Source organism: Paenibacillus terrisolis (assembly GCF_056171975.1).
Window position 1 is genome coordinate 65,874 of sequence record NZ_JBKFGG010000017.1, and the last position, 24,967, is coordinate 90,840.

General features: G+C 52.9%; 22 protein-coding genes. 5 read left to right on the top strand and 17 right to left on the bottom strand.

Annotated elements, in window-relative coordinates:
* Positions 1 to 18: 18 nt before the first annotated feature.
* From ACI48K_RS15855 to ACI48K_RS15885, 7 genes are all read right to left on the bottom strand, one after another.
* Positions 19 to 192: a hypothetical protein gene (locus ACI48K_RS15855; RefSeq protein WP_475028588.1), complete on the bottom strand. Its 174-nt coding sequence runs from the start codon at positions 190 to 192 to the stop codon at positions 19 to 21.
* An 18-nt stretch (positions 193 to 210) separates the two neighbouring features.
* Positions 211 to 555, bottom strand: a complete 345-nt coding sequence (locus ACI48K_RS15860) for a hypothetical protein (protein WP_475028589.1) — start codon at positions 553 to 555, stop codon at positions 211 to 213.
* A gap of 84 nt (positions 556 to 639) precedes the next feature.
* Entirely contained in the window at positions 640 to 2,169 is a 1,530-nt protein-coding gene (locus tag ACI48K_RS15865; protein WP_475028590.1) for an MDR family MFS transporter, read from the bottom strand.
* Between the two features lie 137 nt (positions 2,170 to 2,306).
* Positions 2,307 to 3,794: an ABC transporter ATP-binding protein gene (locus ACI48K_RS15870; protein ID WP_475028591.1), complete on the bottom strand. Its 1,488-nt coding sequence runs from the start codon at positions 3,792 to 3,794 to the stop codon at positions 2,307 to 2,309.
* A 2-nt stretch (positions 3,795 to 3,796) separates the two neighbouring features.
* A complete protein-coding gene (locus ACI48K_RS15875) occupies positions 3,797 to 4,393 on the bottom strand; it encodes an ECF transporter S component (RefSeq protein ID WP_475028592.1) in 597 nt (198 codons plus the stop codon).
* A gap of 127 nt (positions 4,394 to 4,520) precedes the next feature.
* Positions 4,521 to 5,279 (bottom strand): energy-coupling factor transporter transmembrane component T family protein, encoded by a 759-nt coding sequence (locus ACI48K_RS15880; RefSeq protein ID WP_475028688.1) that lies wholly within the window; start codon positions 5,277 to 5,279, stop codon positions 4,521 to 4,523.
* Positions 5,279 to 5,854, bottom strand: coding sequence for a GNAT family N-acetyltransferase (locus tag ACI48K_RS15885; protein ID WP_475028593.1), 576 nt, complete (start codon positions 5,852 to 5,854; stop codon positions 5,279 to 5,281). Before ACI48K_RS15885 ends, ACI48K_RS15880 begins: the two co-directional genes overlap by 1 nt.
* Positions 5,855 to 6,057: 203 nt before the next feature.
* Between ACI48K_RS15885 and ACI48K_RS15890 the strand changes: the two genes are divergently transcribed.
* The gene (locus ACI48K_RS15890) at positions 6,058 to 7,005 is read left to right on the top strand and encodes an alpha/beta hydrolase (protein ID WP_475028594.1); all 948 of its coding nucleotides are present in this window, start codon (positions 6,058 to 6,060) and stop codon (positions 7,003 to 7,005) included.
* 2 nt (positions 7,006 to 7,007) lie between these two features.
* Here the strand turns inward: ACI48K_RS15890 and ACI48K_RS15895 are convergent, their stop codons facing one another.
* On the bottom strand, positions 7,008 to 7,208 hold the full coding sequence (locus tag ACI48K_RS15895) for a Spo0E family sporulation regulatory protein-aspartic acid phosphatase (RefSeq protein ID WP_475028595.1): 201 nt from the start codon (positions 7,206 to 7,208) through the stop codon (positions 7,008 to 7,010).
* A gap of 207 nt (positions 7,209 to 7,415) precedes the next feature.
* Between ACI48K_RS15895 and ACI48K_RS15900 the strand changes: the two genes are divergently transcribed.
* On the top strand, positions 7,416 to 7,904 hold the full coding sequence (locus ACI48K_RS15900) for a GAF domain-containing protein (protein ID WP_475028596.1): 489 nt from the start codon (positions 7,416 to 7,418) through the stop codon (positions 7,902 to 7,904).
* Positions 7,905 to 8,136: 232 nt separating this feature from the next.
* Here the strand turns inward: ACI48K_RS15900 and ACI48K_RS15905 are convergent, their stop codons facing one another.
* Positions 8,137 to 10,266 carry an endonuclease MutS2 gene (locus ACI48K_RS15905; protein ID WP_475028597.1) on the bottom strand — a complete coding sequence of 710 codons (2,130 nt, stop codon included), beginning with the start codon at positions 10,264 to 10,266 and terminating at the stop codon, positions 8,137 to 8,139.
* Positions 10,267 to 10,888: 622 nt separating this feature from the next.
* Here ACI48K_RS15905 and ACI48K_RS15910 point away from each other — a divergent pair.
* Positions 10,889 to 12,760 (top strand): LTA synthase family protein, encoded by a 1,872-nt coding sequence (locus ACI48K_RS15910; RefSeq protein WP_475028598.1) that lies wholly within the window; start codon positions 10,889 to 10,891, stop codon positions 12,758 to 12,760.
* An 85-nt stretch (positions 12,761 to 12,845) separates the two neighbouring features.
* On the opposite strand, the gene ACI48K_RS15915 is transcribed toward ACI48K_RS15910, so the two are convergent.
* Entirely contained in the window at positions 12,846 to 14,246 is a 1,401-nt protein-coding gene (locus ACI48K_RS15915; protein WP_475028599.1) for an MATE family efflux transporter, read from the bottom strand.
* A gap of 152 nt (positions 14,247 to 14,398) precedes the next feature.
* Between ACI48K_RS15915 and ACI48K_RS15920 the strand changes: the two genes are divergently transcribed.
* Positions 14,399 to 15,304, top strand: a complete 906-nt coding sequence (locus tag ACI48K_RS15920) for a helix-turn-helix domain-containing protein (protein WP_475028600.1) — start codon at positions 14,399 to 14,401, stop codon at positions 15,302 to 15,304.
* Positions 15,305 to 15,368: 64 nt separating this feature from the next.
* Here the strand turns inward: ACI48K_RS15920 and ACI48K_RS15925 are convergent, their stop codons facing one another.
* Together ACI48K_RS15925 and ACI48K_RS15930 are read right to left on the bottom strand one after the other, a co-directional pair.
* Positions 15,369 to 15,734 (bottom strand): hypothetical protein, encoded by a 366-nt coding sequence (locus tag ACI48K_RS15925; protein WP_475028601.1) that lies wholly within the window; start codon positions 15,732 to 15,734, stop codon positions 15,369 to 15,371.
* Positions 15,735 to 15,853: 119 nt separating this feature from the next.
* Entirely contained in the window at positions 15,854 to 16,795 is a 942-nt protein-coding gene (locus ACI48K_RS15930) for a phosphodiester glycosidase family protein (RefSeq protein WP_475028602.1), read from the bottom strand.
* Here ACI48K_RS15930 and ACI48K_RS15935 point away from each other — a divergent pair.
* Complete coding sequence (locus ACI48K_RS15935; protein WP_475028603.1) at positions 16,776 to 17,183, top strand: hypothetical protein; 408 nt, start codon at positions 16,776 to 16,778, stop codon at positions 17,181 to 17,183. The two genes, ACI48K_RS15930 and ACI48K_RS15935, sit on opposite strands and share 20 nt — an antisense overlap.
* Here ACI48K_RS15935 and ACI48K_RS15940 read toward each other — a convergent pair.
* The 5 genes from ACI48K_RS15940 to ACI48K_RS15960 form a co-directional block, all read right to left on the bottom strand.
* Positions 17,170 to 18,243, bottom strand: a complete 1,074-nt coding sequence (locus ACI48K_RS15940; protein ID WP_475028604.1) for a hypothetical protein — start codon at positions 18,241 to 18,243, stop codon at positions 17,170 to 17,172. The genes ACI48K_RS15935 and ACI48K_RS15940 overlap by 14 nt on opposite strands.
* A gap of 173 nt (positions 18,244 to 18,416) precedes the next feature.
* The gene (locus ACI48K_RS15945) at positions 18,417 to 21,437 is read right to left on the bottom strand and encodes an efflux RND transporter permease subunit (protein ID WP_475028605.1); all 3,021 of its coding nucleotides are present in this window, start codon (positions 21,435 to 21,437) and stop codon (positions 18,417 to 18,419) included.
* 306 nt (positions 21,438 to 21,743) lie between these two features.
* Positions 21,744 to 22,376 carry a hypothetical protein gene (locus ACI48K_RS15950; RefSeq protein WP_475028606.1) on the bottom strand — a complete coding sequence of 211 codons (633 nt, stop codon included), beginning with the start codon at positions 22,374 to 22,376 and terminating at the stop codon, positions 21,744 to 21,746.
* Complete coding sequence (locus tag ACI48K_RS15955; RefSeq protein ID WP_475028607.1) at positions 22,366 to 24,126, bottom strand: sensor histidine kinase; 1,761 nt, start codon at positions 24,124 to 24,126, stop codon at positions 22,366 to 22,368. The genes ACI48K_RS15950 and ACI48K_RS15955 overlap by 11 nt, the downstream gene beginning before the upstream one ends.
* Complete coding sequence (locus tag ACI48K_RS15960; protein WP_475028608.1) at positions 24,123 to 24,803, bottom strand: response regulator transcription factor; 681 nt, start codon at positions 24,801 to 24,803, stop codon at positions 24,123 to 24,125. The genes ACI48K_RS15955 and ACI48K_RS15960 overlap by 4 nt, the downstream gene beginning before the upstream one ends.
* Positions 24,804 to 24,967: the final 164 nt, after the last annotated feature.

Genomic DNA, 24,967 nt, shown 5'->3' on the forward strand with positions numbered 1-24,967 from the left:
CTCCAGTGCCGGCACCGACTAATGCGATGGATCCATGTCCGTTTCTTTATGATGATGGTGGACATCCCGGTGTCTTTGGTCATTGGCCGTCTGCTGCATCTGCTGCGCTTCGTGGCTGTTGGCCGGCGACCGGTCCAAATCCCGGACCACATTGTTCAAGTTTTTATCCGTTCCCGCTTTGGCTCGCGTCATCGGCTGGTCCTCGCTTTCTCAAGATGGGTTGGTAATCTCCGCAAGGGCTTGGGCACACTCGTGAATATGACGAACATAATCGCCGGTCAATTCCTGGATCTGCTCGCTGTGCTCGTCTATCGTCTGCCCGTCGCGCTCGACATCGACCAGTTCCACCCGTACCTCCCTCGGATCCATATAAGAGCACTGAAAATCAAAAGAAAAAAACTGATGCCCTTCCGCATTGATATGAAGCCGAAGCCCTTTGGGATCTCCCAGATCGGCCTCCACAACCGCCGTATCCCCCGGGTTCAAATATTCCGGAAGCCGCTGCTGCCAGGCATCGACCAGCGAGCTTTGGTCAAGGTTCATTTCCTCATTCATGGTAACACCTCCCCTTAGCCGTTAAGGTGTGGAGATGCGGGCTTTTTTATACCATTTCTTTGCGAAATCGCCGGGGAGACAAAATCAGACCTTTGCAGAACCGGAAGCCGTTTTTTCCCCGGCTCCTTGCCCGCTTTCGCTTGGCGCTTTGGTTCCAAGCCCGAATGCGGAGGCCACGCCAACTGCCGCGATCACCGCCATCACGATAAATAATAAATGAAGGCTGCCGCTTAAAACATGCTTCAAATCGTTCCATAGCTCCGCCGGGAGCAGACTCACTTTTTCCGGAGAGAGCATATGATTGATATCCTCTTGACTGACCGTATGGCCGGATAGGGTTCCCGCCTTGGTTTGGGAGGCGATATGCAAATTGATCAAGGTTCCGAACGCGGATACGCCAAGCGTCTGGCCGATCGACTTGACGAATGTATTCAGCGCCGTGGAGGAACCGCGCAAGCTATAGCCGACGGAGGATTGGGCAATAATCGTAAACACCGTAAACGAGAACCCGAATCCCAATCCGTAAAGCGCGTTAAAAACCATAAGCACGAGCAGCGGAGTCCCTTCGCGCATCAGCGCCATGCCGCAGGCGCCAATCGTGATGATCAGCATACCGATCAGGGATGTATACCGCGACCCGCGGGTAAGGAGCCAGCGGCTGCCAAGCACCGAACCCAGCATCCAGCAGAGCGACATCGGCGCCAGTACCAGGCCGGAGATGGTCGCATTTTCGCCCAGCACCCCTTGAATCCAGAGCGGCAGATAAGAGGTTAAGCCGATCAATAGAGCACTGGCCAGCAGGCTGGTCAAATTGGAAAAAGCGATGTCGCGGATTTTGAACAGTTTGAGCGGAACTAATGGCTCGGCCGCTCTTTTCTCGATCCAGAAGAACAGAATCAGCGAAAAGACGGCCACGGCCATGATGCCGATCAGTCCCGGAGAAGCCCAAGGCAGCTGCTGGCCGCCCAAGGTTAATCCGAACAATAAAGCCGCTACCCCGACCGCAAAAGCCGCCGCACCGTAAACGTCGATTTTGACCCGCCGTTTCGAGATATTTTCGTGTAAATATTTCATTATAAACCATAAGGCCAGCAGGCCGAACGGCAGGTTGAAATAAAATACCCAGCGCCAATTGAGCGCGTCGACGACGTACCCTCCGAAAAGCGGTCCGATAAGCGAGGAGATGCCCCATACGGAGCTGATATACCCCTGGATTTTGGAGCGTTCTTCCATCGTGTACACGTCGCCGATAATCGTAAACGTGACGGGCACAAGGCCGCCGGCCCCCAGTCCCTGCAGCGCGCGGAAAGCGATCAGCTGGCCCATGGACTGGGAAATCCCCGATAACATCGAACCGCCTAAGAACAACAGCAAACCGATGACAAACACCGGCTTTCTCCCGAACAAGTCGCTGATTTTCCCGAAAATAGGCGTCGAGATCGACATAGTCAGCAAATAGGCGGTGAACACCCAGCTCAGCAGACTGACTCCGCCCAACTCGCCGACGATTCTCGGGCCGGCCGGGCCGATCACGGTTCCCTCAATCGCGGCCAAAAATGTTGCCAGCATGAGCCCCGCCAATATGTATTTGCGTTTTGGTGCGGTTTTCCCCATAATGACTTCCTTCCTTTTCATGTCACATGCTTGTTACACTCGTAAACAACAATTATAGTTGAAGGTTTTGCAAAAAGAAAGACAGACAAGCTCTGCGAAGAGCGGGGTTCCCCGCCGCAATCGCCGGCTTGCCTGTCCTATTGCCGGGCAGTCTTTTCCTTGACCTGCCCTTCCTCCATATGCCATTGCCCGGTCGCGTCTTCCGCAAACAGCTCGGGTTCATGGGTGATCATGAGCAGCGACGCTCCGCCTTCAACCGCCTCCCGGCACAATGCCGTCAGCATCCGCACGCCGGCATAATCGATGCCGGCCGTAGGCTCGTCAAGAATGTACAGCTTCTTGGGACATATCATGGCGGCGGCGATGCTGAGAAGGCGTTTTTCTCCGCCGCTCAGGAAATACGGCGAGCTTCCTGCCTTATTCGCAAGGCCGATCTTTTCGAGAAGTTCAAGGGCTCGGCGGAGTGTCGGTTCGGGAACAACATCCCGCTTGCGCAGGCGCAGCATGGCCCGAGGGCTATACAGCATTTCGTCCAGCACGGTTGCGGCCACAAACTGCTGCTCCGGCTGCTGAAAAACATAGCCGGCTTCGGCGGCGACATCGTAAAGCGACAAGCGCGAGATATCCCGCCCCTGCCAAAAGACCGTCCCTTTGGGAGAGGGCGTCAAGTTCATGAGCAGGCGGGAAAGCGTTGTTTTGCCGGAACCGTTCTCGCCGGTCAACAGGCGCCATTCCCCGGGACGCAGCTCCAGACTGACGTCCCGGAGCACCTGCCTGTCCTTCATGCCGTAGGCAAAGGACAAGCCGCGCACTTCCAGCAGCAAGGCCTTGGCTGCTGCAGGGCTGGCGGCGGGCTCGCGCCGCCGGGCTCCTTGAGCGGCGGGCGGCAGCAGCCCCAGCCGCTCAAGGCGGTGGTGCTGGGTGCGGATGATCTCGCCGGGTGGTCCGTCCAGGACCACCGCTCCCGCATCCAGCACCACCAGGCGATGAGCTGCCGCGGCCAGCTCATCCATGCGGCCGGACACGGTGAGCAGTGTCCGGCCCTCAAGGTTCAGGCGGCGCAGCAGCGCCAGGAACCGGGCCCTGGCCTCGGCGTCGAGACTGGCCAACGGCTCGTCAAAGACAAGGATCGGCGGCTCCAGCGACAGCGCCGCCGCAATGGCGGTCCGCTGGCGGCCGCCGCCGGACAAGGCGCGGACGTTGTCCATGCGCCGGTCCGCTAGCTTCACCGCCTGCAGCGCCTCGTCCACCCGCCGCTCGATGCCGGCGGCGGGAACACGCATATTTTCCGGCCCGAAGGCAACCTCGTCCTCAACCCTTCCGAGGACGAGTTGGGCGTCCGGGTCCTGAAACACGATCCCTATTCGCCCGGCAACCTCGGCGATTTCCGATTCGGCGGGGTCAATGCCGTCCACGAGCAGACTGCCTTCCCGGACGCCGCCGCCAGATCTCGGCAAGTAGCCGCTCAGCAGTTGAACCAGCGTGGATTTTCCGCTTCCTCCCGCTCCAGCTACCGCCACCCACTCACCGGGGGCGACCGTAAGCGAGAGTTCGCTGATGACCGGGTCGCCATCCTGCTCGTAAGCATAGGACACCTTTTGCAAACCAAGAGCCGGAACCCTCATTTCTAGGCTTCCGCCTTACGGCTGGCGGCAAACCGCCGCAGCAGACCCAAGCGCACCAATGCGTCTCCGATCAGTTTGGTCAAAAGGCCGCACAGCACGATTCCGCTGATGATGCGGACAACCAGCGCGACGAGCAGGACATCCATTCCCCATTTTGTATAACCGTACATTTGGGCGGCAAAGAAAAACCAGATCGGTACCATGGCTCCCCCCGTGATCAGCAGCACGGGCAAACTCCATTTCTTGTAGCGGACTGCCGCAAACACTGCCTCGGCAACGACCAAATAACAGGCCGCCGCCACGAAGCACGAGGCGATTCCGTAAGCCGTGCCCATAAAGGCCTGCACCACGGCCCCGATTCCGTATGTAATCAGCGCGGTTCCCGGTTTGCGAATGATGTAATATGCCAGAAGACCATAAATCATATAAACTCCCGTGATAGTGGATGTAGCGATGGGGCCGCCGATTCCGTTCAACGCCTGGTTGACGGGAGACAAATAGACGGTCATAACTGCATTGGCAGCTGCCAGCAGCGCCATCAGAACGATATCCAGTGTGGTAAACCTCATGAAAATCCCTTTTCTCGTACCCTGATTCATATTCAGGTCCATCCTCTCGATTGTAATTGTTAACCTGCATATACGAATTTAGGTTAACAATCAGAAAACGTCAAGACTTTTTTTCAAACATGGCTCTCATTTGAGCATCAATTAAACCTTCATCCCTCTACAGAAACCACAGCCCAAACGCAAGGACAAAACTGAAACCCATCAGCCAGTACCCGGCGGCACCGATCCCCGCTTCTCTCAAAAAGGTTCGGTCCCGGTAAGCCCCGAAGCCTTTGGCGTCCATAGACCCGGCAATTTGTTCGACGCGGCGGATCGCTCCGGCAAATACGGCCACCAGCATGCCGCGCACATGTCCCAGCTTTTCCCCGATTCCTTTTGGCGCACGGCCCAAACGCAATTTTCGCGCCTCTCCCGCAGCCTTGGCTTCGGCTTCGAGCAGAGGAACAAAGGCAAGGGCTATGGACACGCCAAAAACAAACCGGTATGGAAGCTTTAGCCGGGTCGTCATGACTACGACGAAATCCTTGGGATCCGTCGTTTCGATGTAAATCAGTGAAGACAGGAACAAGCAGAACAACCGAACCGTCACGGCCGCCGCGGCAGCCAAAGCCCCTAAAGACATCTCGATCCCGCCCGCCGGAAGTTCTATCGCCGCTCCTTCCCTCGGAACCGCCAATGCGGTGACCACAAATAAAGGAAGGCCAAAGCCGGCGATAAATTTCATTCTGCCCGCGAGTCTCCTCCAGCTTGTTCCGCCGCCATAATGGGCGATCAAGAGCAGCATAAGAAGCATGGCAGCGAGTAGCGCCACCTTGTCCCAATGGATCGCCAGCAGGGCCGCGCATAGCAGAGCCATCAGCTTGCTCAGCGGGTCAAGCGCTTGCAGCGGCCGGCGGTGCGACAACTTCGTATCCATCACCAAACATTCCCTTCCGTGTAGAATTCTCTTTTTAACAGCGAGTACATCAGCAAGTCGACAAAACCGGTTTCCGTTTTCTGATATTCCCGAAGCAGCCCTTCCTCCCGGAAATGAAATGCCGTCAGCAGCTTGCGCGAAGCCTCATTCCGCGGATCCACCAAAGCTTCTATGCGGTTAAGCCCCATCGTTTCATATCCGTAGGCGAGCAGCATTCGAAGCGCTTCCGACATGTAGCCGCGCCCCCAATAAGCCCGGCCCAGATCATAACCGATTTCTCCGCGGTATGCTCCGGACAACTCCCAAACATTAAAGCCGCAGCTCCCGATCAGGCTCTTGTCTTCCTTAAGTTCAATACCGAAACGGAGGGTATCCTCACTCTCCGATAGACCGTTCAGCAGGTTAATCATTTCAAGCGTATCCGCGCTGGACGCAAACGGAGGCATGTTCAAATATTTTACGACCTCCGGATCGCTCCAATACTCGAACATCTTGTCCGCATCGACCCATTCCATCCGCCGCAGACGCAACCTTTCGCTTTCCAGCACAGGGATATTTCCGCCGCATTTGTACAATTGCTATTCCCCCTCTAAAATGGCCAGCCAAAGAGTCCGATCATGATAATAGCTAATCACATTGAAGTTGGCGAGTCAAAGGGCCTTCTTCTGCGGCTCTTACGATTGCAGGGGTCAAAATCCTCCGAGAACGATTTTCTTGCCAGCTTTTAGGTGATAATATAGGTGTGTTCTATTTGTCATCAGGAAGGAGGTCATCCAGGATGGTATTCACCATAGTGCTTGCCATCGTTCTTGCCGTCGTGCTGCTTATTGTGCTGATTGCGACCGGCATGACCGGCTACGCATTCCGCCAAATCACGCAAATGAGGGTTCAGCCTGACGAAAGCATGTACGAGTATCTGGAGAGAACCGGAGTGTTTACGAAGGAGCGCTTTGAGGAGTTGGATAAACGGGAAGTCGAGGTTGCCTCCAGAGACGGATTAAAACTCAGCGGTTATGTCCTGGAGTGGTTTCCGGATTCAAAAAAATGGGTAATCATCGTACACGGCTACACGGTATCTTTGCATATATCCACGCAATACATCGATATGTTTCGGGAGGAAGGGTTTAATATTCTTCTTGTCGACCAAAGGCGGCACGGCGGCAGTGAGGGAAAGTATACGACCTATGGGTACGAGGAAAAATACGATGTCGATACATGGGTTCGGTGGATTTTGAAGCAATACGGGGAAGACCGGATTATCGGTTTGCACGGGCAGTCCCTCGGCGGCGGAACTGTCCTGGAGTATTTGGCGATCGCTCATCCGCAAGTCAAATTCGTGATCGCGGACTGTCCTTATTCGGATTTGTCCAAGCTGCTGCGCCATCAAATGACCGTGCTGAACAGAATTCCCGCCTTTCCGCTGCTCGCGCTCGTTAATCTGCGCATGAAGCGTAAAGCCGGCTTCCGGATGGAGCAGGTCAGCCCGCTGAAAGCGGTGGAACAAAGCAAACTGCCGGTTATGTTTATTCACGGCACGGAAGATGATTATGTGCCGACCTCTATGAGTAAAGAGTTATATGCACGCAAGCCCGAACCAAAAAGGCTGCTTCTGATCGAAGGTGCCGTTCATGCCAACGCTTACGGGGTAGATCCGAAAAAGTACGCGCACGAGGTTCATTCTTTTCTCTCGGAAGCGCTTGGTACCGGATCAAAAGAGGAAGCTTAAGCTTATTTGCCAAGCATCTGATTTTGGGCTAACACAATGTACTTGTCCAGGCGCTGACTGAGCTCCAGGATTGCACCGCTGCTGAAGTTGTCTTCCCGAGCGGCATTCATCAATTCCAGTCGCAAGTGCTCAATCGCATCCATCAGGTCTCTGTTCACTTTTCTATGATTTTGACGAATTTTCCCGAAGGCCTGGTAAGCCATAAAATCACCTTCTCTCTTATCTTAAGCCTTATGATAACGCATGATGCCAAAAAACATATTTTGCAAATTTAAAAAAATTTTAGCACCTCTTGTCGGAGTTTGTATATTGCCGTTATCGACTCCCTCCCTATACCTCAGAGCAAAATGACACTATAATATCCTTATCGCTGCCAAATGCGGACAGCGCACGAAGGAGGGAACCCTGCCATGTTTGAAACAAGCACATATACGGGCTCCCGCGAGGAACGGCAAACATCACTGCTGTCGCAATTGCGGGCCCTGATTTATGAAGAGAGCAGCAATGTCGCCAATCTGGCGAACGCTGCCGCTCTGCTCAATTTTTACTTGGATGAAATCAACTGGGTCGGTTTTTACTTATACGACGGGAAAGAGCTTGTGCTCGGACCGTTTCAAGGACTTCCGGCGTGCATCCGGATTCCCCTTGGCAAAGGCGTCTGCGGCACCAGTGCTGAGCGCCGGGAAACGCTGCGGATTGATGACGTTCACGAGTTCCCGGGCCATATCGCTTGCGATGCCGCCTCGAATAGTGAAATCGTTGTTCCCGTGGTAAAAGACGGCGTCCTGATCGGCGTGCTTGATATCGACAGCCCGGTCAAAAGCCGGTTCAACGAGGAAGATCAGACTTTCCTGGAACAGTTTGTGCAAACCCTGAGCGGGCAGCTAACCGTTCATTAATTAACGCTGGTTTGCCCGGAGTTTAGCGGTAAAATTGGGCGCTATTGCCCTATTTTTAAGCGCAAGCCGAAAAATAAGGGAACAATATGGCGTTATTTTCGGTTTTTTTGAGTAAAACATTGGATTTTACCCAAATCGACCGTTGATAAGACCCTATTTGTCCCTTATTTTGGTTAAATGAGCTGAAATGCGTCCAATAGCGCCCTTTTGTACCGCTATTTTGGGGAAGGTGCTACTCTTCCCCCGGCCGCTTGATAATCTCCAGCCCTTCCATATGCCGTTTTCCCATCAGTTTGCGCTTTTTGCGGTTCTCCTTCGTATCGAACACGATATCGAAATCGTAATCGTCCGGATACAACTCCTCTTTTTTGATATATGGTTTTAACCTTTTCCGGTTTACTTTGATTCGCTGCTTCCGGATCATGACCTCAACCATCCCTCGGGCATCTTCAGCTTCGCTGACGATGCCGATTTTGCCGAAGGCTGTGACATATACCGCGTCGCCGACCTCAAACACCGTCTTCCATGGCTTTGACTCTCCTTGGAGGAGGTCGTCCTCCCGGTTCTGCATCGGACTTTCCGTCGGAAGCTCGCTTCGACGCTGCACTTGATCCGGTTCTTGGCCGCCATGTGCATGGGCGCCCTCTTCCCCGCGGACATCTTGCGCCGCATTATCAAATTTACGCTTTTCGTTTACGGCCTGCCCCTCATGTCTATACTCATGCCGGTGACTCATTTCTTGTTCTTTACGCCTTGCATTTTCTCTCTCCGCCATCGGTGCCGCCGGAAGCAAGATGTCTTCCCACACCCGGGCGGCCGCATTTGCGCCGCCGGACAGCTGCCGGCTCACGATATGCTGCGAGCGTTCGACGATCCCCGGGCCGATCCCCAGCTTGCGGGCAATCTCAATCGCATAGCTTCGGCCCGCTTGCCCGATCGTAAGCCGGTACAGCGGCCGCAGCGTCTCCGCGTCAAATTCCATGCGAGCGTTTTGGAACCCCTCGGCTTTGGAGGCAAACGTCTTGAGTTCGTTGAAATGAGTCGTGACCAGCACCGTTGCCCCTTTGCGGCTGAATTCCTCCAAAATAGCGATCGATAACCCGATGCCTTCACCGGGGTCGGTGCCTGCGGCCAGTTCGTCGATGAGCAGCAGCGTGGACGGCTCCGCTGTTTTCAGCATCCCGACAATCGCTTGAATTTGGGCCGAAAAGGTACTGAGCGACTGTTCCAGGTTTTGTCCGTCGCCAATGACCGCCATCACGCCCCGATACACCGCAAAACGGCTCTCCGGCTGCACCGGCACGAGCAGGCCGGATTGAACCATCAGGGATAATAGCCCGAATGTCTTCAGCACAACGGTTTTCCCCCCGGTATTTGGCCCGGTGATGATGAGCGTCCGGTACGAGGAGCCGATTTCCAAATCCAGCGGAACCATTGTTTTCAGCAGTTTGGGATGCTTCGCCCCGCGGAACACCGTCTCGCCATGCTCGCTTAATTTAACCGGAACGCCCCCTATGGACGCCGCGTATTTCGCTTTGGCAAAGATGAAGTCACAGGCGCCCGTGATATCGATATTCCGGGCGATGTCATCGGTTTCCCGCTCCACCAGTTCCGACAGGTATCCGAGCACCTTGGCCTCTTCCCTGGCTTCGTCCGCTTGCAGAAGTTCCAGCTCACTCTGCAGGCCGGACACCTCCTGCGGTTCGATAAACGCCGTTTGCCCGCTCGTAGACTGGTCAAGCATCCGTCCCGGCACCTGCTTGTAAAACTCTTTTTTCACCGGAATGACATATCTTCCTCCGCGAACGCCGACTAAATTCTCCTGCAAAATCGCGGCATGGCGGACCATTACCGATTGAATTCTCTTGCCGATCCTGTCCTTGACCAGCGTGATTTTTTTACGGATCTTCCCAAGCTCCTTACTGGCTTCGTCCGCTACCGCGCCGTGCCGGATGCAACGCAGGATCTCCTGCTGCAGGTTTGGCAAATCCCTCAGATCGGTCGCATACGCGCCGAGCCGCCAGGCTAGTTCTCCCTTGGAAGCGATATATTTCTTAAGCTGTCCGCAGCTGCGCAAAAAGGTTTGAACCGCCGTCAAATCCTGCTCGGAAAATAAATAACCTGTTCCGAGCAGCGATACCACCAATTCAATGCCGTCCAGGGACGGAAGTGGGACGCTTGCGCCTTTCCCGATCAGTTCCAAGGCTTCTGCGGTTTCCGCAATCGCCCGTTCAACCCTTCTTCTTTCCTCCATCGGCAACAGGTCGGCCACCCGGTTCTTCCCTGCATAAGAAACGGCGAATTCGGCCAATTCCTGTTTGATGCTCTCATATTCCAGCATGTTCAAAGAAAACTTTTCCATGTTCATTAAACCTCCCTATTTTTTATCAGACGCACTAAAAACACACTGCCTTCCGGCTATCTTTCATGATCCTCGCGTCCGGATAACGCAAAAAGGGCAAAGAATGCACGTATGCATCCTTTGCCCTTACTTCCTCCGCTTGTTTTGCCTTTGCTCCGTAATCAAAAGAACCGTGCTGAAAAACAGCACGGCCCGAAATGGTCCCGAAGAAAACAAACAGCGATTAGGCGCCGTATGATGTCCCGCGTGTTCTTAACTAAATTCGTTAGAGCCGAAAACCGGTGCAAGAAACTACGGGCGCGCTTCAAAGATCACGAAACGGCCCTTCCAGGTTTAACGACCCGTATGAAATTGATTAGTTAAGAACGCTCACCAACATCAAAATCTCTCCTTAATAGCGAGGATAGCTCTAATTTATCAAAAAACGGAGCTATGAGTCAATAACGCCCAATTTTGCTCCAAATCATGCGTTTCCTGGTTCAAAATTGGAATTTGCTGCTAAAAGAGTGAATTCATTTATTTTCATCTTTCCCCGATTTCATGTATTATATTAGAGGCATTGAATTGTAAAGTACGTGTTAATTATTTGATCGCGCTTTTTGCGGAAAGGAAGGAAAAGAAAGTGTCTCAACTTAAACGCATCCGGCTCGCCAATACCAAGCCGTTTGTCTTCTTCACCGTCATTATGATCTTAAAAACGTATCTTGCCTGGATTTCCATCTTTGACGGCGTGCCTCCATGGGGACCTTTGCTGAAGGAAATTCCGTTTATCTGGGTCTTATTTTGCCTGATCGAATGGTTCTCCTCCAAGCGGAAAATCGGCGTATATCTGGTGGCAAACCTGTTCGTTACCGGCATCTTCTTCGCAGCCATTATGTATCATAAATATTATGGCGTTATCGTCACCTATCACGCCCTTCAACAAGTAAACCAAGTTACGGCGGTCAGCAACAGCGTCTTTTCCCTGCTTGCGCCCTATTACCTGCTGATCTTCCTGGATATCATCATTATCGGATTTTGGCTGATCCGCAAAAAAAGAGCCGAAAAGCTGAAGGCTTTTTTCAATATGAAAAAAGCAAGCAAAGGCCTCGTCGCCGGCATTTTCGGCCTGTCTCTGGTTCTTTGCATTTTCAATGTGTGGCCGAACCGCGCAAGCATGAACGAAATCAAGCAAGCCGAGCAAATGGGCATTCTTAATTATGAAACCTACTCTATTCTTTCGAGCAAAAAAGAAGATTTGGTAGATAACAGCCAAATCACGCAAGCCAAAATCGATCAATTAAAAGGCATTCAGCCGGTCGCCGATCCTAAATACGCCGGCGTTGCCAAAGGCAAAAACGTCATTATCATCCAACTCGAGTCCTTCCAGAATTTCCTGGTCAATCTGAAGGTTGACGGACAGGAAGTCACTCCGAATATAAATCAGCTTGTCAAAGACAATATCTACTTCAAGCATTTCTACCAAATGGTAGGGCAAGGAAATACGTCGGACGCGGAATTCGTCGTGAATACCTCCTTCTACATTCCGCATAACGAAGCGGCAACGCAGAACTACCCGGACAAAGAGCTGCCGAGCTTGCCGAAATTGATGCAGTCGCAAGGCTACGATACCGCGACCTTCCACACCAATGTCGTGGAATTCTGGAACCGCGGCGAACTGTATAAAGCGCTTGGATGGAACCGGTACTACGACCAGAAGTTCTTCGGAACCGACGATTCGGTATTTTTCGGCGCCGATGATGAAGTGCTCTACAAAAAAACCGGCGAAGAGCTCGATAAAATGCAGCAAGCCGGCAAACCGTTCTATAGCCAGGTCATTTCCATGACCGCGCACCATCCGTTTACGACGCCGCATGAGCTCGATAAGATTGATCTGCCCGAACGTTACCAAGGCAACATGGTCGGCGATTATCTCCGGGCGCAAAGCTACGCCGATTACGCACTGGGGCAATTCGTGAACGATTTGAAGCAAAAAGGCATTTGGGATAACAGCGTCGTGATCATCTACGGCGACCATCTTGGACTGCCGATGTATTCGCTCGACAAGCAGGGCCTTGAATTGATGAAAGAAATCTACGGCCGGGATTACGGCTACATCGATATGATCAATATTCCGCTGATCGTGCACGTTCCGGGACAATCACCGGCCGTCATGGACAACGTTGGCGGTCAAGTGGACATTTTGCCTACGGTTGCCAATCTGGTTGGAGCGCCGCTCGGCGATCATATTCACTTCGGTGAAGATATCCTGAATCAAACGGAATACAACCTGATTCCGGAACGTTATTATTTGCCTTCGGGTTCATTCCTGAACAACAAAGCGTTGTTCATGCCGGGGGTTTGGTATAACGACGGAACCCAGTACCCGTTCGCAGAAGACGGAGTGAAGCAAGCGCTGACCACCGAGGACGAATATAACCGGGCTCTTGAGCTCCTCAAGCTGTCCGACAGTTACGTTCAGCAGCTTCCGGATCGGGTCAAGAAAGACGAATAGAGTGTAATTCGAAAAGCCGCAAGCCTCCATCCGGAGCGCCTGCGGCTTTTTGCTTTATGCGATTAAGCTTTCTTGGTAATCCGCTTTAAATGGCCTGCCCTGCTAAACCCTCAAGCCGGTGGCCGTTCTCCTGCAGCAAATCCGCTTCCCTCATCCGCAGGAATTTACGATTCCTCCAGCGTAAGAACGAAAACAACCCGCGGGCGTATTCATCGGCGATCATGCAGGCATAAATCGCGATGATCCCGAATCCCAGCGAAACGCCAAGAAAATAAGAGAAACCGGTTGCGATCAGCCACATGGATACCAGTGAAATATTCATAGTGTAACGGGTATCGCCAACCGCATTTAGCGCATTCCCGAGCGCCATATTGACCATTTTGCCGGGCTGAAGCAGCAGGTTCAGCCACAGCAGCGACGCGCACAGCGTCAAGATGTCGCCGTCTTTCGTAAACAGCCCCAGAACCTGTTGTCCGAACAGCACGAGAACAAAAGCATTGACGATCACCAAAGGGAGCCCTACCGCCAGCACCCTGTAAACGGCCTTGTAGGCCTTCTTGGTTTCACCCGCTCCATACAGATGGGCAATCTGAATTTGCCCCGCCATCGCCAGGGAGAAGCCCAACATGAAGCAGTACTGCTCAAGTGTATTCATATAAGTCTTGGCCGCCAGATCGACGGAACCCAAAATCGCCAGGAAAGAGAAGATGGCAAGCTGCGAGAACACCCAGTTTGCGGAGTTCACGCCAAGCGGCCAACCGATAACCATTATTTCCTTGAACAGCTTGCGATCGAAAATGGAGAAGTCCCGGATCCCGATTTTGCGCCGGAATGTGCCGACAAAGATAATAAAGAGGACAATCACCGCGATCGAGCGGCTGGTGACGGTTGAAATGGACACACCGGCCAATCCCCATTGCGGAAAACCGAATTTACCAAAAATAAATCCATAGTTCATGATGATATGGATCACATTCATCCCCACGGCCGTCAACATCGGTCCTTTGGTATTTCCCGTATTGCGTATCGCGGTTCCGAGCGTAGAGATCAGTGCGGTAAGAATCATGCTTCCGCCCACCGTGGAAATATAAATCTTCGCCAGCGGCAACAGCTCATTCGGCAGCTGTAAAATCACCGCGATTTGCTCCGGCACCGCGATCAGCAGCAAGCTGATTGCCAGCCCGATTCCCGCCGTTACTTTGACGGCGATAATCGCCACCGTCCGGGCATCCTCTTCCCGGTTGGAACCGAGTTTTTGAGCAATGACTATCCCCGCCCCGCTCGCCACGGTAGCAAACAAGGTCGTAAGCGCGTTAAACAGCTGATTGGAGAAACCGACGACCGCGACCGCATTGTCGGAGATCCGGCTAACCATCAGCGTGTCGACCGTACCGAGCAAAATTTGCAGAAACAGCTCGACAAAAATCGGCCATGCGAGCAGCCAAAGCGAGTATTTGTTTCTTTCGCCGCCCTTATTTTTCATCATTATTACAACCTCCTGGAGAAAAGCGGAAACCCTTCTTGGCCCCTCTTATAACTTAGTAGTCTGAAACACATTATAGATGGTATATTGTAACTGATGTATCAAATAAACAACTCAATCTTTCAATATTCCAACTTAAGAGGAGCCCCAAAAACATGCCTCCCATCATTGAATTCACCGCTCCGCCCTTGCCCCACTACATTGTAAGCGGTCCCACGCTTCTGCCGGTAGGAGGCAAACATCCGAGCCGGCAAAATATAGGCGTGTTCGATTTGCTCGTCGTGGCTCATGGCTGCCTTTATGTCGGTGAGGAAGGAAGGAACTACGAGATCACGGACGGGCATGCGATGATTTTGCGTCCGGACAGCCACCACTACGCTTTTGCCGGCTGCCGGGAAGAAACGCTGCACCACTGGCTGCATTTTCAGATATTAGGGGATTGGAATGTCATTGAGGAAGAGGACTACCGTCAAAGCCAGAGGAACTTTGCCGAGGACGACTCGCAGGGACATATGCCCCTTTCGCCGTTTACCGCGACGTCTTACACCGTTCCGCTTCCGCAGTTCACCAAGCTGGCACAGCCCCAAAAAATGATTGATATTTTGACCGAACTTTGGCAGATGAACCGCAATATTCATTTGGCCGGCATGCGCCTGAAACAGCAGGCGTTGTTCCAGGAGGTCATCCTCCAGCTTTCCGCCATGGCAAGAGGAGACGGCCCTTCTCCCCAATCGGCCTGCGCCGAGCAGGCGGCCTCTTATTTGCGGGAGCACTACAAGGAGCCCTTTTCGGCCAAAAAGCTGGGCGAGAGCATCAACTTTCATCCCGTTTATATCGCCCGCTGCATGCAAAAGGTATTCGGTTGCTCGCCGGCCGTATACCTTCTGCGGCTTCGCGTCGAGCATTCCAAGCTGCTGCTGCTCCAGACGGATCTTCCCGTCGAGCGGATCGCCGAGGAAGTCGGCTTTAACCACGCGGCTTATTTTACGGCCTGCTTTACCCGGATCGAAGGGTTGTCCCCACGCAAATACCGCCAGCGGTTTGCCTGGAATCAGAAATAACAAAAGCCGCCTTGCGCTCAAGTTTAGCGCGAAGCGGCTCCGCTATTTTTAATTTCCCTGCTTATTAGTACTTCCCGAATTCGCGGTCACTCAGCGCAATCCGGCTCGGACGGCTTGCTTGCGGCAACCGCTCCGTTTCCGAGGCTGCCGCCGCTTCCCGATTGCCTTTGTTTCTTTCGGCCATTTGCTCCAGCATCCGAAGCACTTCGGGATGAACTTCTTCCGAGTTCTTCAGCGGATAATGGAAATTCCCTTTACGCAGGGTAAACCGATCCACCTGCTCCCGCAGCAATTCCGCCTGGCTGGACAACTCCTCGCTTGCCGCAGCGCCTTCCTCGGACGTAGCCGAGTTCGCCTGGATGACCTGGGACACTTGCAAAATCCCCTGGTTGACCTGATTTACGCCAACCGACTGTTCTTCGGAAGCCATATTTCGTCCGGGTTTTCTGGCGATATTAGAGATAAAAATCACAGGGTAAAAATAACTAGGCGGCAAGACTCAGTTTTGTCGAATTTCATTCAAATTATAGGAAATATATCCCGAGAGATTCATTTTTTCCCTGGGTCAATATCCTGCGGGCGCAGCCCTTCCCAAATGTTCGGAATATCGACCTGTTCCGGATGATCGAATACGAGAAAAGCAGTCGGCAAATAACGTTCTCCATACTCGGAAGACGGTTTGTTGACGATATCACCGCCCTGCTTCACCAGTACGGTTGACGATCCACCGTCCAAATTGGCGGCGATGACCGCGCCGTGGTCCAGCATAATTTGTTGAACATCGTAAAGGCTTGCCCCGATGCTGTACCCTGGCTGACGCCCATCGATCACCACGAATAAAATCGCTCCGTCCGCTCTTTGCCCCATGGCCGTCCGGGGCGCGATGCCCCATCCTTCTTTTTGGCTGCGGATCAATCCTTTACCGTTTACGATAATCCGCGGCTGGAATGAAACGGCCTCCTGAATGCCCATATCCTTCAATTCATCGATGGAATAATTGCCGGCGATCATTTTGCCGTTTTTGTCCAGGCCTACGATCTGGGTTGAGCTCTTGGAGCCGAGTCCGTTATAAAAAAGCTTGCCTTGAGAAATGACTAGGCCAATCGGCTTAAATCCGTTGCCTTTCCAATTGGGATCGGCAAATCCCCCGCCGTTGACCCCGGCAATGGCGCCGGTACGTTCGACCATGCTGGACACCTTCTCGCCTTTGCCTCGTTTAGCCGGGACGCCAAGCCGAATTTTGGTCGGATCGTTCACCGTAAGCACATAGCCATGGTATCCTTTGCCCGAAACTTCTTCGATTTCGGTTAACGGCTTGTCCTCCTCATCCGGCGCGTCCTTCGGAGGGGCCGTGATCGTATGCGTGTCTTTTTCCGCACCCATTTGATCAAACTGAGCCTGATAAGCGGCGACCCGTTTATCCAGCTCCGCTTGCCCGATGATATATTTCGCCCATTTCCGGTGCTGCGTCGTGATCAGCGTATCAGCCATTAAATATCGCATTTCGTTACCCGATGGGGTAAAAAACAGCCAGATTCCAGTTGCCAATCCTAAAAATATCATTAAAAGGCAAAACCGGCCCAAAAAGAAAAAGAATCCGCGTTTCCGCCTTTTTTGCGTCTTCTTGCGTTGTTTCGCTCCTTTGCCCCGCTTGACAGTAGAACGGCTGGGCAGCGATGCTGTTGGCATGTCGGCTTCTCCTTACCTTTTCTATTTCTGTATTTCTTCTATTGTAAACGATCCGGAAACGGAGAAAGTTTCAAAAAACAGTTTCCACGCGAGTGAATTACTTACAATTTTGACTTCATTCAAAAAGGACCTCGCACGCATTCGCTGCGGCAAGGTCCCTTCCAAGTTCTATAGGGCTATTGTTCGATAGGCTCGATAGGCTTCGCAAGAAAAGCTGCCTGGTTATTGCTCGCAGGAGTCAGGTAAAAGATATCACTTTTCCCGTACCCGATGAACTTGTTTCTAAGCGCCTCCATCGTAACCGCATCTTCGGCTAGTTCATTCCCCTTTTGATCCAAGAAATACTGTATGCCGCGCTCCGAATCCACGAACAGCAGCCGGTGGTTCACATAGGCCGTTTTCCAATTGGAATCGAGCGCCGAGAACGAGCGAGTCGCTTTAACCGATGGAAGCCCGGTTTTTAAATCGTACCGTGCATAAAGAATATATTCCTTGTCAGGAATAATTCCGAGCGGCTGGCCAATGATGCTTGATGTGTTAACGACCAACTCGTTTCCCTCTACCGTAAATTGCGAGTTTACATTCCAGGCCATGGAGATCGTTTGCGCTTGCTTGGTTTGAAGGTTAATGATTCTGTACATTCCCTGCGACTGCATCAAGCTTTCTCCTCTTAATTGAACGACCGCATAGGGGAAATTCAGCCCAATGTCCAGCAGTCTTACGCCTTCAAATCCGGCATCGCTCGAAATGCTGTAAGGCACGGTGTATAAGGGACTCGTCCAAGGATTCTGGTACACCTTCACCTTGCCGTCCGCCGCGATCGCAAGTTGCTCTTTTGCTTGGTTCAGAGCCGGCAGCCAGTTCAGCTTCTGCTCTCCCGCCAGATTGATTCTGGCATACACCTGCTGCGACAAAACCTTTCCGTCAACCGACAGCGTGATTTTCTTCGGATGATGGTTCTCCTCGGTAAGAACCACCAGCTTGGCAGGGTTCGTTAATATATCGATGTCGTAAATTGCCGTGAACTTTTGGCTCCAGACCGTCTTCTGCGCAGCCAAATCCAGCGCGTACAACCTGTTGTCGGTCCGATCCACAAGCAGAGATTGATCAGCGGAAAGTGAATATACCTGTGTGTTGTCATATAGCAGGCTTTCCGGATATCCCTCTGCAGAGTCTTCGGCTTGCGCAATGGAATAAGCCGGGGTTAATAGTAATAATAAAGCCGTGAACAAACCTATAAGCTTTTTCAAAATAACCCTCCCCTAAAATAACATGTGTACACCTTCCGGGCATATTAACAGATTACACCAGTCCAAAATTTCATACCAGTTAACCATTTGTCATATTTTAACGAAACGAAAAAAGCGAAAAGCCGAAGGGGAACCCGGCTTTTCGCTTTTGCTTTGTGTACCTGACGTAAGGGTTAGCCGGCTTGTGCTTCCGACTCGACTTCGACAGCTTGCTTGCGCTGGTTGGCCGATTTGCGGAAATACAGCAGTTCGTAGATCACCGGCACGACGATCAGCGTCAGCACCGTGGCCGCCGCCAGTCCGCCGATGACCACGATAGCCAAGCTTTGGGAGACGATGCTGCCCGTTTCCGGATGGCCGAATACGAGCGGCAGCATCGCGCAGATCGTGGCGATCGCCGTCATCAGGATCGGGCGCATCCGCACGCCGGCCGCTTCGATGATCGCTTCGCGGATGGACATATGCTCCTCGTTATGTTTGATACGGTCGATGAGCACAACTGCATTCGTGACGACGATGCCGATCAGCATCAACGCGCCGAACATGGCGGTGAAGTCCGGGGTTACGCCGGAAACGAGCAGCCCGACAATGGCTCCGATGGCCGCCAGCGGCAGCGAGAACATGATGGCGAGCGGCGCGCGCAGCGTTTTGAATGTCAGTACCATGATCAGGTATACGAGGCCGATGGATATGAGCGCGGTCAAGCCCAGATCGCTAAAATCGCCGGCCTGGTCGGCGGAGGCACCGCCCGCGAACAGTTCAACTCCGTCCGGCAGCTTGATTTTGTCGGTTTCTTTCTTCATATTTGCGCCGATTTCGGACACTTTTTTCGGATCGACCTCGGCCGAAATGCGCAGGTAGTTTTTCCCGTCTTTGTGGTACAGCATCGCCGGTTCATCATGCACCGACAAGGTCGTCAACCGGCTCAGCGGCACCGGTCCCGCCGGCGTCATCAACGGAATGGACTTCAGATCCTGCTCCGTTTTGGGCTGAACCGCGGGCTGCAGTACGACAGAGGTCGTTCCCGTCCCGTTGATATCCGTTTGACCGAGCGGGATCGGATTCAGCATGGCGCCGATCTGCATGGCAAGCTGCTGGGCATTGGCTTGAGAAGGGTCCACATTAAAGTCATATACCGGCTTGGTGTCGTCGAGGCTGCTGGACACTTTCTCCACTCCATCCACAGTCCCTGCTTTATCCATGACCTGTTTGGCGACCGAACGAACCGCTTCCATGTCGTCCCCTACGATATCGACATATTCGATCGTAGAGCCGGTCCCGCCTATTAAGCTCATTTCATCGGCGGTTAAAGTGGCTCCTTCATAGGCGCTTTTTTGCTCGCGGACGTGATCCAGGAATTTTTTCGCATCGGCGCCTTCCTTCATCACGACGGTGAAATCCACCTGGGTCAGCGAGGAAACATTCCCCCACTTGGCCCCGTCCGTACTGTTGCCGGATTGCATCAGAACGTTCTCGGCTTGATCCTGCTTGATCAAATCCTGCTCCAATTGCTTCCCTTTTTGAATAACCTCATCTACAGGCACGTCGTTCGGGTATTTCAATTCGACAACGACGTACTCCGCGTCCGAAGCGTCCAGGGCGCCCTTGGGCATATAAATGTAAGTTCCGACCGAGGCGGCGAACAACAGGAATGCCAGCGTGAGCGTTACCCATTTATGGGCAAGATTCCAACGCAGGAATCCGGCAAAACGTTTGGAAGGTTCGCCTTCCTTAAGCTTCGAGCGACGCAGCACCCAAGAACTCAGCAGCGGTACTACGGTCAGAGCCACGACAAGCGAAGTCAGCAAGGAATAGGTCACCGTTAACGCAAACGGCAGCAGGAATGCCTGCAGTCCGCCGCGCAGCAGACCCATCGGCAAAAATACGGCTACCGTCGTAATCGTCGAGGCGGTAATCGCCCTTGCCACTTCCTTCGTAGCGCCGATGATCATGTCAAAGGAGAAGGGCTCCTTTTGCAGCCTGCGGTAAATGTTTTCGATCACGACAATGCTATCGTCGACCAGCCGTCCGACCGCCACGGCTACGCCGCCAAGCGTGATAACGTTCAAGGTCACGCCGGACGATTTCAGCAAATACAACGTTGCGGCGAGAGATAACGGAATGGATACGATGGTAACCAGCGTGGCCCGGAAGCTGCGCAGGAACAGCAGGATGATGATTGTTGCGAATAAAGCGCCCATCAATACTTCCCTCATCATGCTATTGACGGAGTTCACGACCATGTCCGAAGTGCTTACAACCATGGAAATATCGACATTGTCCACGGTTTTATTGATTGAATCAACTGCATCCTTTACTTTGTTGCCAACGTCAACCGCATTGGCGTTCGCTTCCTTCGTAATGTCGACAAACAGGACGTCCTTGCCGTTGGATCGGCTGATGCTTTCCTGGTCCTGCTTGAAGTCGACGGCCGCGACATCTTTAAGCGTAACGCCTTCCGCAACCTGGAGCTTTTTCAACGTATCCAGGCTGTCGATTTTCGAGGTCACGTTAATGCTGCCGGTCTGACCGTCCAGCGTTTGTTCTCCGATGGAGGCCGACACGTTGCGGCCCTGCAGCAGCCCTGTCAACTGCGTGTATGTAATTCCGTGCTGAGCCAATTTGGCTTGATCGGCGGTCACCGTAATTTGCGGTGCCGGTTTTCCGTATATGGCTACATTGCCTATGCCTTTGATTTTTTGCAGCTCGGGTATGATCTCATTGTTGACAACTTTCATATTTGCATCGGTTAATCCTTCTTTGAAGGATATCGATACCTCCGCCACCGGAATCATCGAGGTGTTGAGCTGAAGCACGAACGGCTTCATCACGCCCTCCGGATACTGCAGCGGGTCAATGGATTTCTCGATATCTTGAGTCGCCTGCTTCATATCCGTTTTGCCGTCAAAATAGATGTCGACCTTCGCGTACCCGTCACCGGAGGTCGACAGGATTTCGGTTTTCCCTTTGACCGTGGTCACCGCATCCTCGATCGGTTTCGTTACGTTTTTTTCCATGGATTTGGCGTTTTGCCCCGGACCGATCACGGTAATGGTCACCTGCGGGTTATCCGCCTCCGGCATAAACTCCATCGGCAGCGTGGTATAGCTGATCGCTCCGATTACAAGCGCCATGACAATCAGCAGCCCCACTGCGGCCTTGTTTGAAAAGGCCCATTTTGTTAACCAGCTCATTTTTTACTCCTCCCAATCCTCTTGCTTTTTATCCTGTGGTTCAACTTTCCAGCTTCATTGTAGTGGTTTGCCATCCATCCCAAAACGGGCGCCAGGCGGAAATCGCTCCCCGACCTCGGTCGGGGCATTTCACCGCCCAAAGATCAGGAAGTCCATGTCAGGCAAGGGATAATTGGCGCACATCGTTTCCCCGTCCATAAATTGCGCCAAAAAGCCCTTCCCTTAAAGTGCTGAGCAACTGCATTTTAAGGAAGAGCCTTTTTATGAGAAAAGGGATATGGAGTTTCATTCGTTAAGAAAAAGCGATTATTTCAGGGTAATCTTTTTCTCCCAGCTTATCTCGCTGCCTTGATCGTTCTTGAACTTGAAAATAACGCGGCCTTCCTCGCCCTTCATGGTATCCGGATAAAAGAACCCGGAGAATTGGCCGTCGCCGCTGATGTAGAAGCCGTCTTCTCCGTTTCCGCCATGCTCGATCGCTTCCTTCAGCGTGTTGACGATTTTGCTGTCGCCGGAAATCCACTGCATTTCGTTAAGCATATAACCTTCAGGCAGCTCTTTTACGAAAAAGTCGAAACTGTTCCCCTCAATCGGTTTGGGCGTCTGGTCGATGATCATCAGAATGTCCTCGCTCGAGGCATTCGAACCATTCTCGCCGGCGGCATTGCCCGAATTGGCATTCGCCGTGTTTTCCGAATCGGAAGCCTGGTCCTGCTGAGAGTCCGCGGTATCCGGCGTGCTCGCGTTGTCCGCAGCGTCCGCCAAGTCGGTACCGTTAGCGGTATTCGAAGCCGCCTCCGTGTCCGCAGCCGACGGCTGGGAGCCTGTGGCGTTCGGCGCTCCGGCGTTCAACTTGGCGCCGCAGGCGCTGGTCAGCAAAAGCAAGGTCAGTGCGGCAATAACAAAAGAAATTCTCTTTTTATTCATTTTAATGTTCATGTTCTTCTCCTCGGCTTTCATCTAATGTAAAGTAAAAGGCTACGCCCCGGCCCGTATTTTCCGCGCCAAACTCGCTTCCATGGAGCTCAAGGATGTGCTTGACGATGGCAAGTCCCAAGCCGGTTCCCCCGGATTTGCGGTCCCGGGAACGTTCGGCCCGGTAAAAATGGTCCCAAATCCGACCCAAATCCTCCTCGGCGATCGGCGTCCCGGCGTTTTCAATGATCGTCTTAACCTTCCCTGAAGCGGTCAGACCGGTTCGAACGGCGACCATGCTATTGTCCTTGGCGTGCCGAATGGCGTTGCTTAGCAAATTCAGTACGACCTGCTCGATCCGTCTGGGATCCGCCTGAACCCAAGGCGTTTTTGTCCCATCCGTTTCAAAATCAATCGTTAACCCTTTATTCTCAAGCTGCTGCGCAAAAGAATCGGCAACCCTGCTAAGCAAAGCGGTCAAAGAAAAGCTTTGGGGCTGCAACCGGACGGCGTTGACCTCGTATTTGGACAGCTCCAGCATATCCATAATCAAGGCGTTCATCCGGTCGGTCTCGTTTACGATCAGCGCGAGGTAGCGGTCTCTTTTGTCATCGGCGACCCCGTCCTGAAGCCCTTCCGCAAAGCCTTTCACGATCCCGAGCGGCGTTTTCAGCTCATGCGAGATATTGGCGATCAGCTCTTTGCGCAACTGCTCGGAACGCCGTTTTTCCTCCACGTCCTCCTGCAGCTGCTCATTGGCCAGTGTCAGTTCATTTAGCGCGGCGTCCAAATTCCGGGACATCTCGGTCAAATGGCGAGATAGCTCTCCGAACTCGTCCCGGGAGCGAATTTCCCGCTGCTCGGAGAAATCGAGCTTGGCCAGCCGAGCCGCCGACCGGTTCAACGTCACCAGCGGTTTGGAAACGATCCGGGAATAGACCAGCGATAAGAGCATGACCAGAACGAGCAAAATCGGAGCCAAATAAATGAAATACCGTTTCAGAATATGCACGGCTTCTCCTACCGGCTGGAGGGAAGTCATGGCGAACAAGTAACGGCCCTTGCCTCCTCCTTCTGTAAGTGGATGCATCAAGGTCGTATACGCGACCCCGCTCCACGGATCCTTCCATTCCATTTGAACCGACTCGTTGTTCAGCAGGCGGGATCGGTAGGGCTCCGATTGCGTAATCCAGTCGCGAAGCGAATCATCCACTAATGCGTCCTGATAAAGAGGGTTGAACGACCGCTGCTCGGGCAGCATAAAATCGGCAACCTCCCCTTTTACCCGTACCAAGCCCTCCTCCAGCTTCCCGCCGGTCCGCGCGACGACAACGGGGTTCATGATCGTATCGCGCTGATCCATGAACATCCCGTCCACCGTCAATGGCTCGCCGTTATGGATTCCTTGCGGCAGGGCTTTGGCCATCATGCCCTCCGTGGGAATCAGAACGGTAACGGTTTTGCCGTCCCCGGTACGCAGCTTCAAATAATACGGATTGATATCCACGCGCTCAAACCGGTCATTCAGAATCGCAGTACTGGTATCGTTTTCGTTCATAAAAGCCCCAAGCAGCCGAGAAACCTGCAGTTCGCTGTCCGCCTGCTTGTATTCCAGCGCGAATCGATTCATGCTTTGCCCCAGTTCGTGAACGCGGGAGGCGCGATAGAACTTCTCGAAAAACATTCCCTCCGCCAGCATCACAAGAGAGAACACGATTAAGATCATGGCCGACGTGACGATAAACAACTTAAGAACTACGCCATGCCGTCTCATGATTCCGCTTCGAATTTATAGCCCGAACGAATCACGGTCACGATATATCGTCCTTCGTCTCCCAGTTTGGCTCTTAATTTTTTGATGTGCGTGTCCACGGCGCGCAAATCCCCCAAATAATCGTACCCCCATACCGCATCCAAAATCGCTTCGCGGGACAATACCTTCCCGCCGTGCTTGATCAAATACAGCAGCAGGTCATACTCTTTAGGCGTGAGATTCACCGGGCTCCCCAGGGCGGTTACGGTGTGGGCCATCCGGTTCACGCGCAAATCCCCGTAAACAAGAATCTCCCCTTCTCGTCCGACCGTGCCTTCCTTTCGTTTCATCAATGCGTTCGCCCGGGCAACCAGCACCCTGGGGCTTAGCGGCTTGGTGACGTATTCGTCGGCGCCAAGCTCAAACCCCATGACCTGGTCGTCATCCTCGGACCGGGCCGTAATCATGATGATCGGAACATCCGATTTTTCACGTATCCGCCGGCAGACGGACCAGCCGTCCATTTCCGGCATCATGATATCCAGCACCACGAGATCGACGGAGTTCTGCCCGAACATCTCCAGCGCCACTTTCCCGTTCTCCGCCTCCAACACATCCCACTGTTCTTTTTTGAAATAATCAACTATGAATTCTCGCATCAGCATATCGTCCTCGACGAGCAATATACTTCGTTTCATATGCCATCACCTGTGGTCGTATTTTTGCCTTAACGGTACCTTTGTATGAATAGGAACAACACCCCCGTCTTCGTTTTCAAGACTTAGTATAAAAGACGGCTGTGTACATCATGTGTATTCGGAATGGACTTTTGAACGCTTTGAATACAAAAAAAGAAGCCTGC

What these genes read in the sequence shown, in the direction of transcription:
- ACI48K_RS15855 (WP_475028588.1), bottom strand. Translation starts at nt 192, where the DNA reads ATGACGCGAGCCAAAGCGGGAACGGATAAAAACTTGAACAATGTGGTC.
- ACI48K_RS15860 (WP_475028589.1), bottom strand. Translation starts at nt 555, where the DNA reads ATGAATGAGGAAATGAACCTTGACCAAAGCTCGCTGGTCGATGCCTGG.
- ACI48K_RS15865 (WP_475028590.1), bottom strand. Translation starts at nt 2,169, where the DNA reads ATGGGGAAAACCGCACCAAAACGCAAATACATATTGGCGGGGCTCATG.
- ACI48K_RS15870 (WP_475028591.1), bottom strand. Translation starts at nt 3,794, where the DNA reads ATGAGGGTTCCGGCTCTTGGTTTGCAAAAGGTGTCCTATGCTTACGAG.
- ACI48K_RS15875 (WP_475028592.1), bottom strand. Translation starts at nt 4,393, where the DNA reads ATGAATCAGGGTACGAGAAAAGGGATTTTCATGAGGTTTACCACACTG.
- ACI48K_RS15880 (WP_475028688.1), bottom strand. Translation starts at nt 5,279, where the DNA reads ATGGATACGAAGTTGTCGCACCGCCGGCCGCTGCAAGCGCTTGACCCG.
- ACI48K_RS15890 (WP_475028594.1), top strand. Translation starts at nt 6,058, where the DNA reads ATGGTATTCACCATAGTGCTTGCCATCGTTCTTGCCGTCGTGCTGCTT.
- ACI48K_RS15895 (WP_475028595.1), bottom strand. Translation starts at nt 7,208, where the DNA reads ATGGCTTACCAGGCCTTCGGGAAAATTCGTCAAAATCATAGAAAAGTG.
- ACI48K_RS15900 (WP_475028596.1), top strand. Translation starts at nt 7,416, where the DNA reads ATGTTTGAAACAAGCACATATACGGGCTCCCGCGAGGAACGGCAAACA.
- ACI48K_RS15905 (WP_475028597.1), bottom strand. Translation starts at nt 10,266, where the DNA reads ATGGAAAAGTTTTCTTTGAACATGCTGGAATATGAGAGCATCAAACAG.
- ACI48K_RS15915 (WP_475028599.1), bottom strand. Translation starts at nt 14,246, where the DNA reads ATGATGAAAAATAAGGGCGGCGAAAGAAACAAATACTCGCTTTGGCTG.
- ACI48K_RS15920 (WP_475028600.1), top strand. Translation starts at nt 14,399, where the DNA reads ATGCCTCCCATCATTGAATTCACCGCTCCGCCCTTGCCCCACTACATT.
- ACI48K_RS15925 (WP_475028601.1), bottom strand. Translation starts at nt 15,734, where the DNA reads ATGGCTTCCGAAGAACAGTCGGTTGGCGTAAATCAGGTCAACCAGGGG.
- ACI48K_RS15930 (WP_475028602.1), bottom strand. Translation starts at nt 16,795, where the DNA reads ATGGCTGATACGCTGATCACGACGCAGCACCGGAAATGGGCGAAATAT.
- ACI48K_RS15945 (WP_475028605.1), bottom strand. Translation starts at nt 21,437, where the DNA reads ATGAGCTGGTTAACAAAATGGGCCTTTTCAAACAAGGCCGCAGTGGGG.
- ACI48K_RS15950 (WP_475028606.1), bottom strand. Translation starts at nt 22,376, where the DNA reads ATGAACATTAAAATGAATAAAAAGAGAATTTCTTTTGTTATTGCCGCA.
- ACI48K_RS15955 (WP_475028607.1), bottom strand. Translation starts at nt 24,126, where the DNA reads ATGAGACGGCATGGCGTAGTTCTTAAGTTGTTTATCGTCACGTCGGCC.
- ACI48K_RS15960 (WP_475028608.1), bottom strand. Translation starts at nt 24,803, where the DNA reads ATGAAACGAAGTATATTGCTCGTCGAGGACGATATGCTGATGCGAGAA.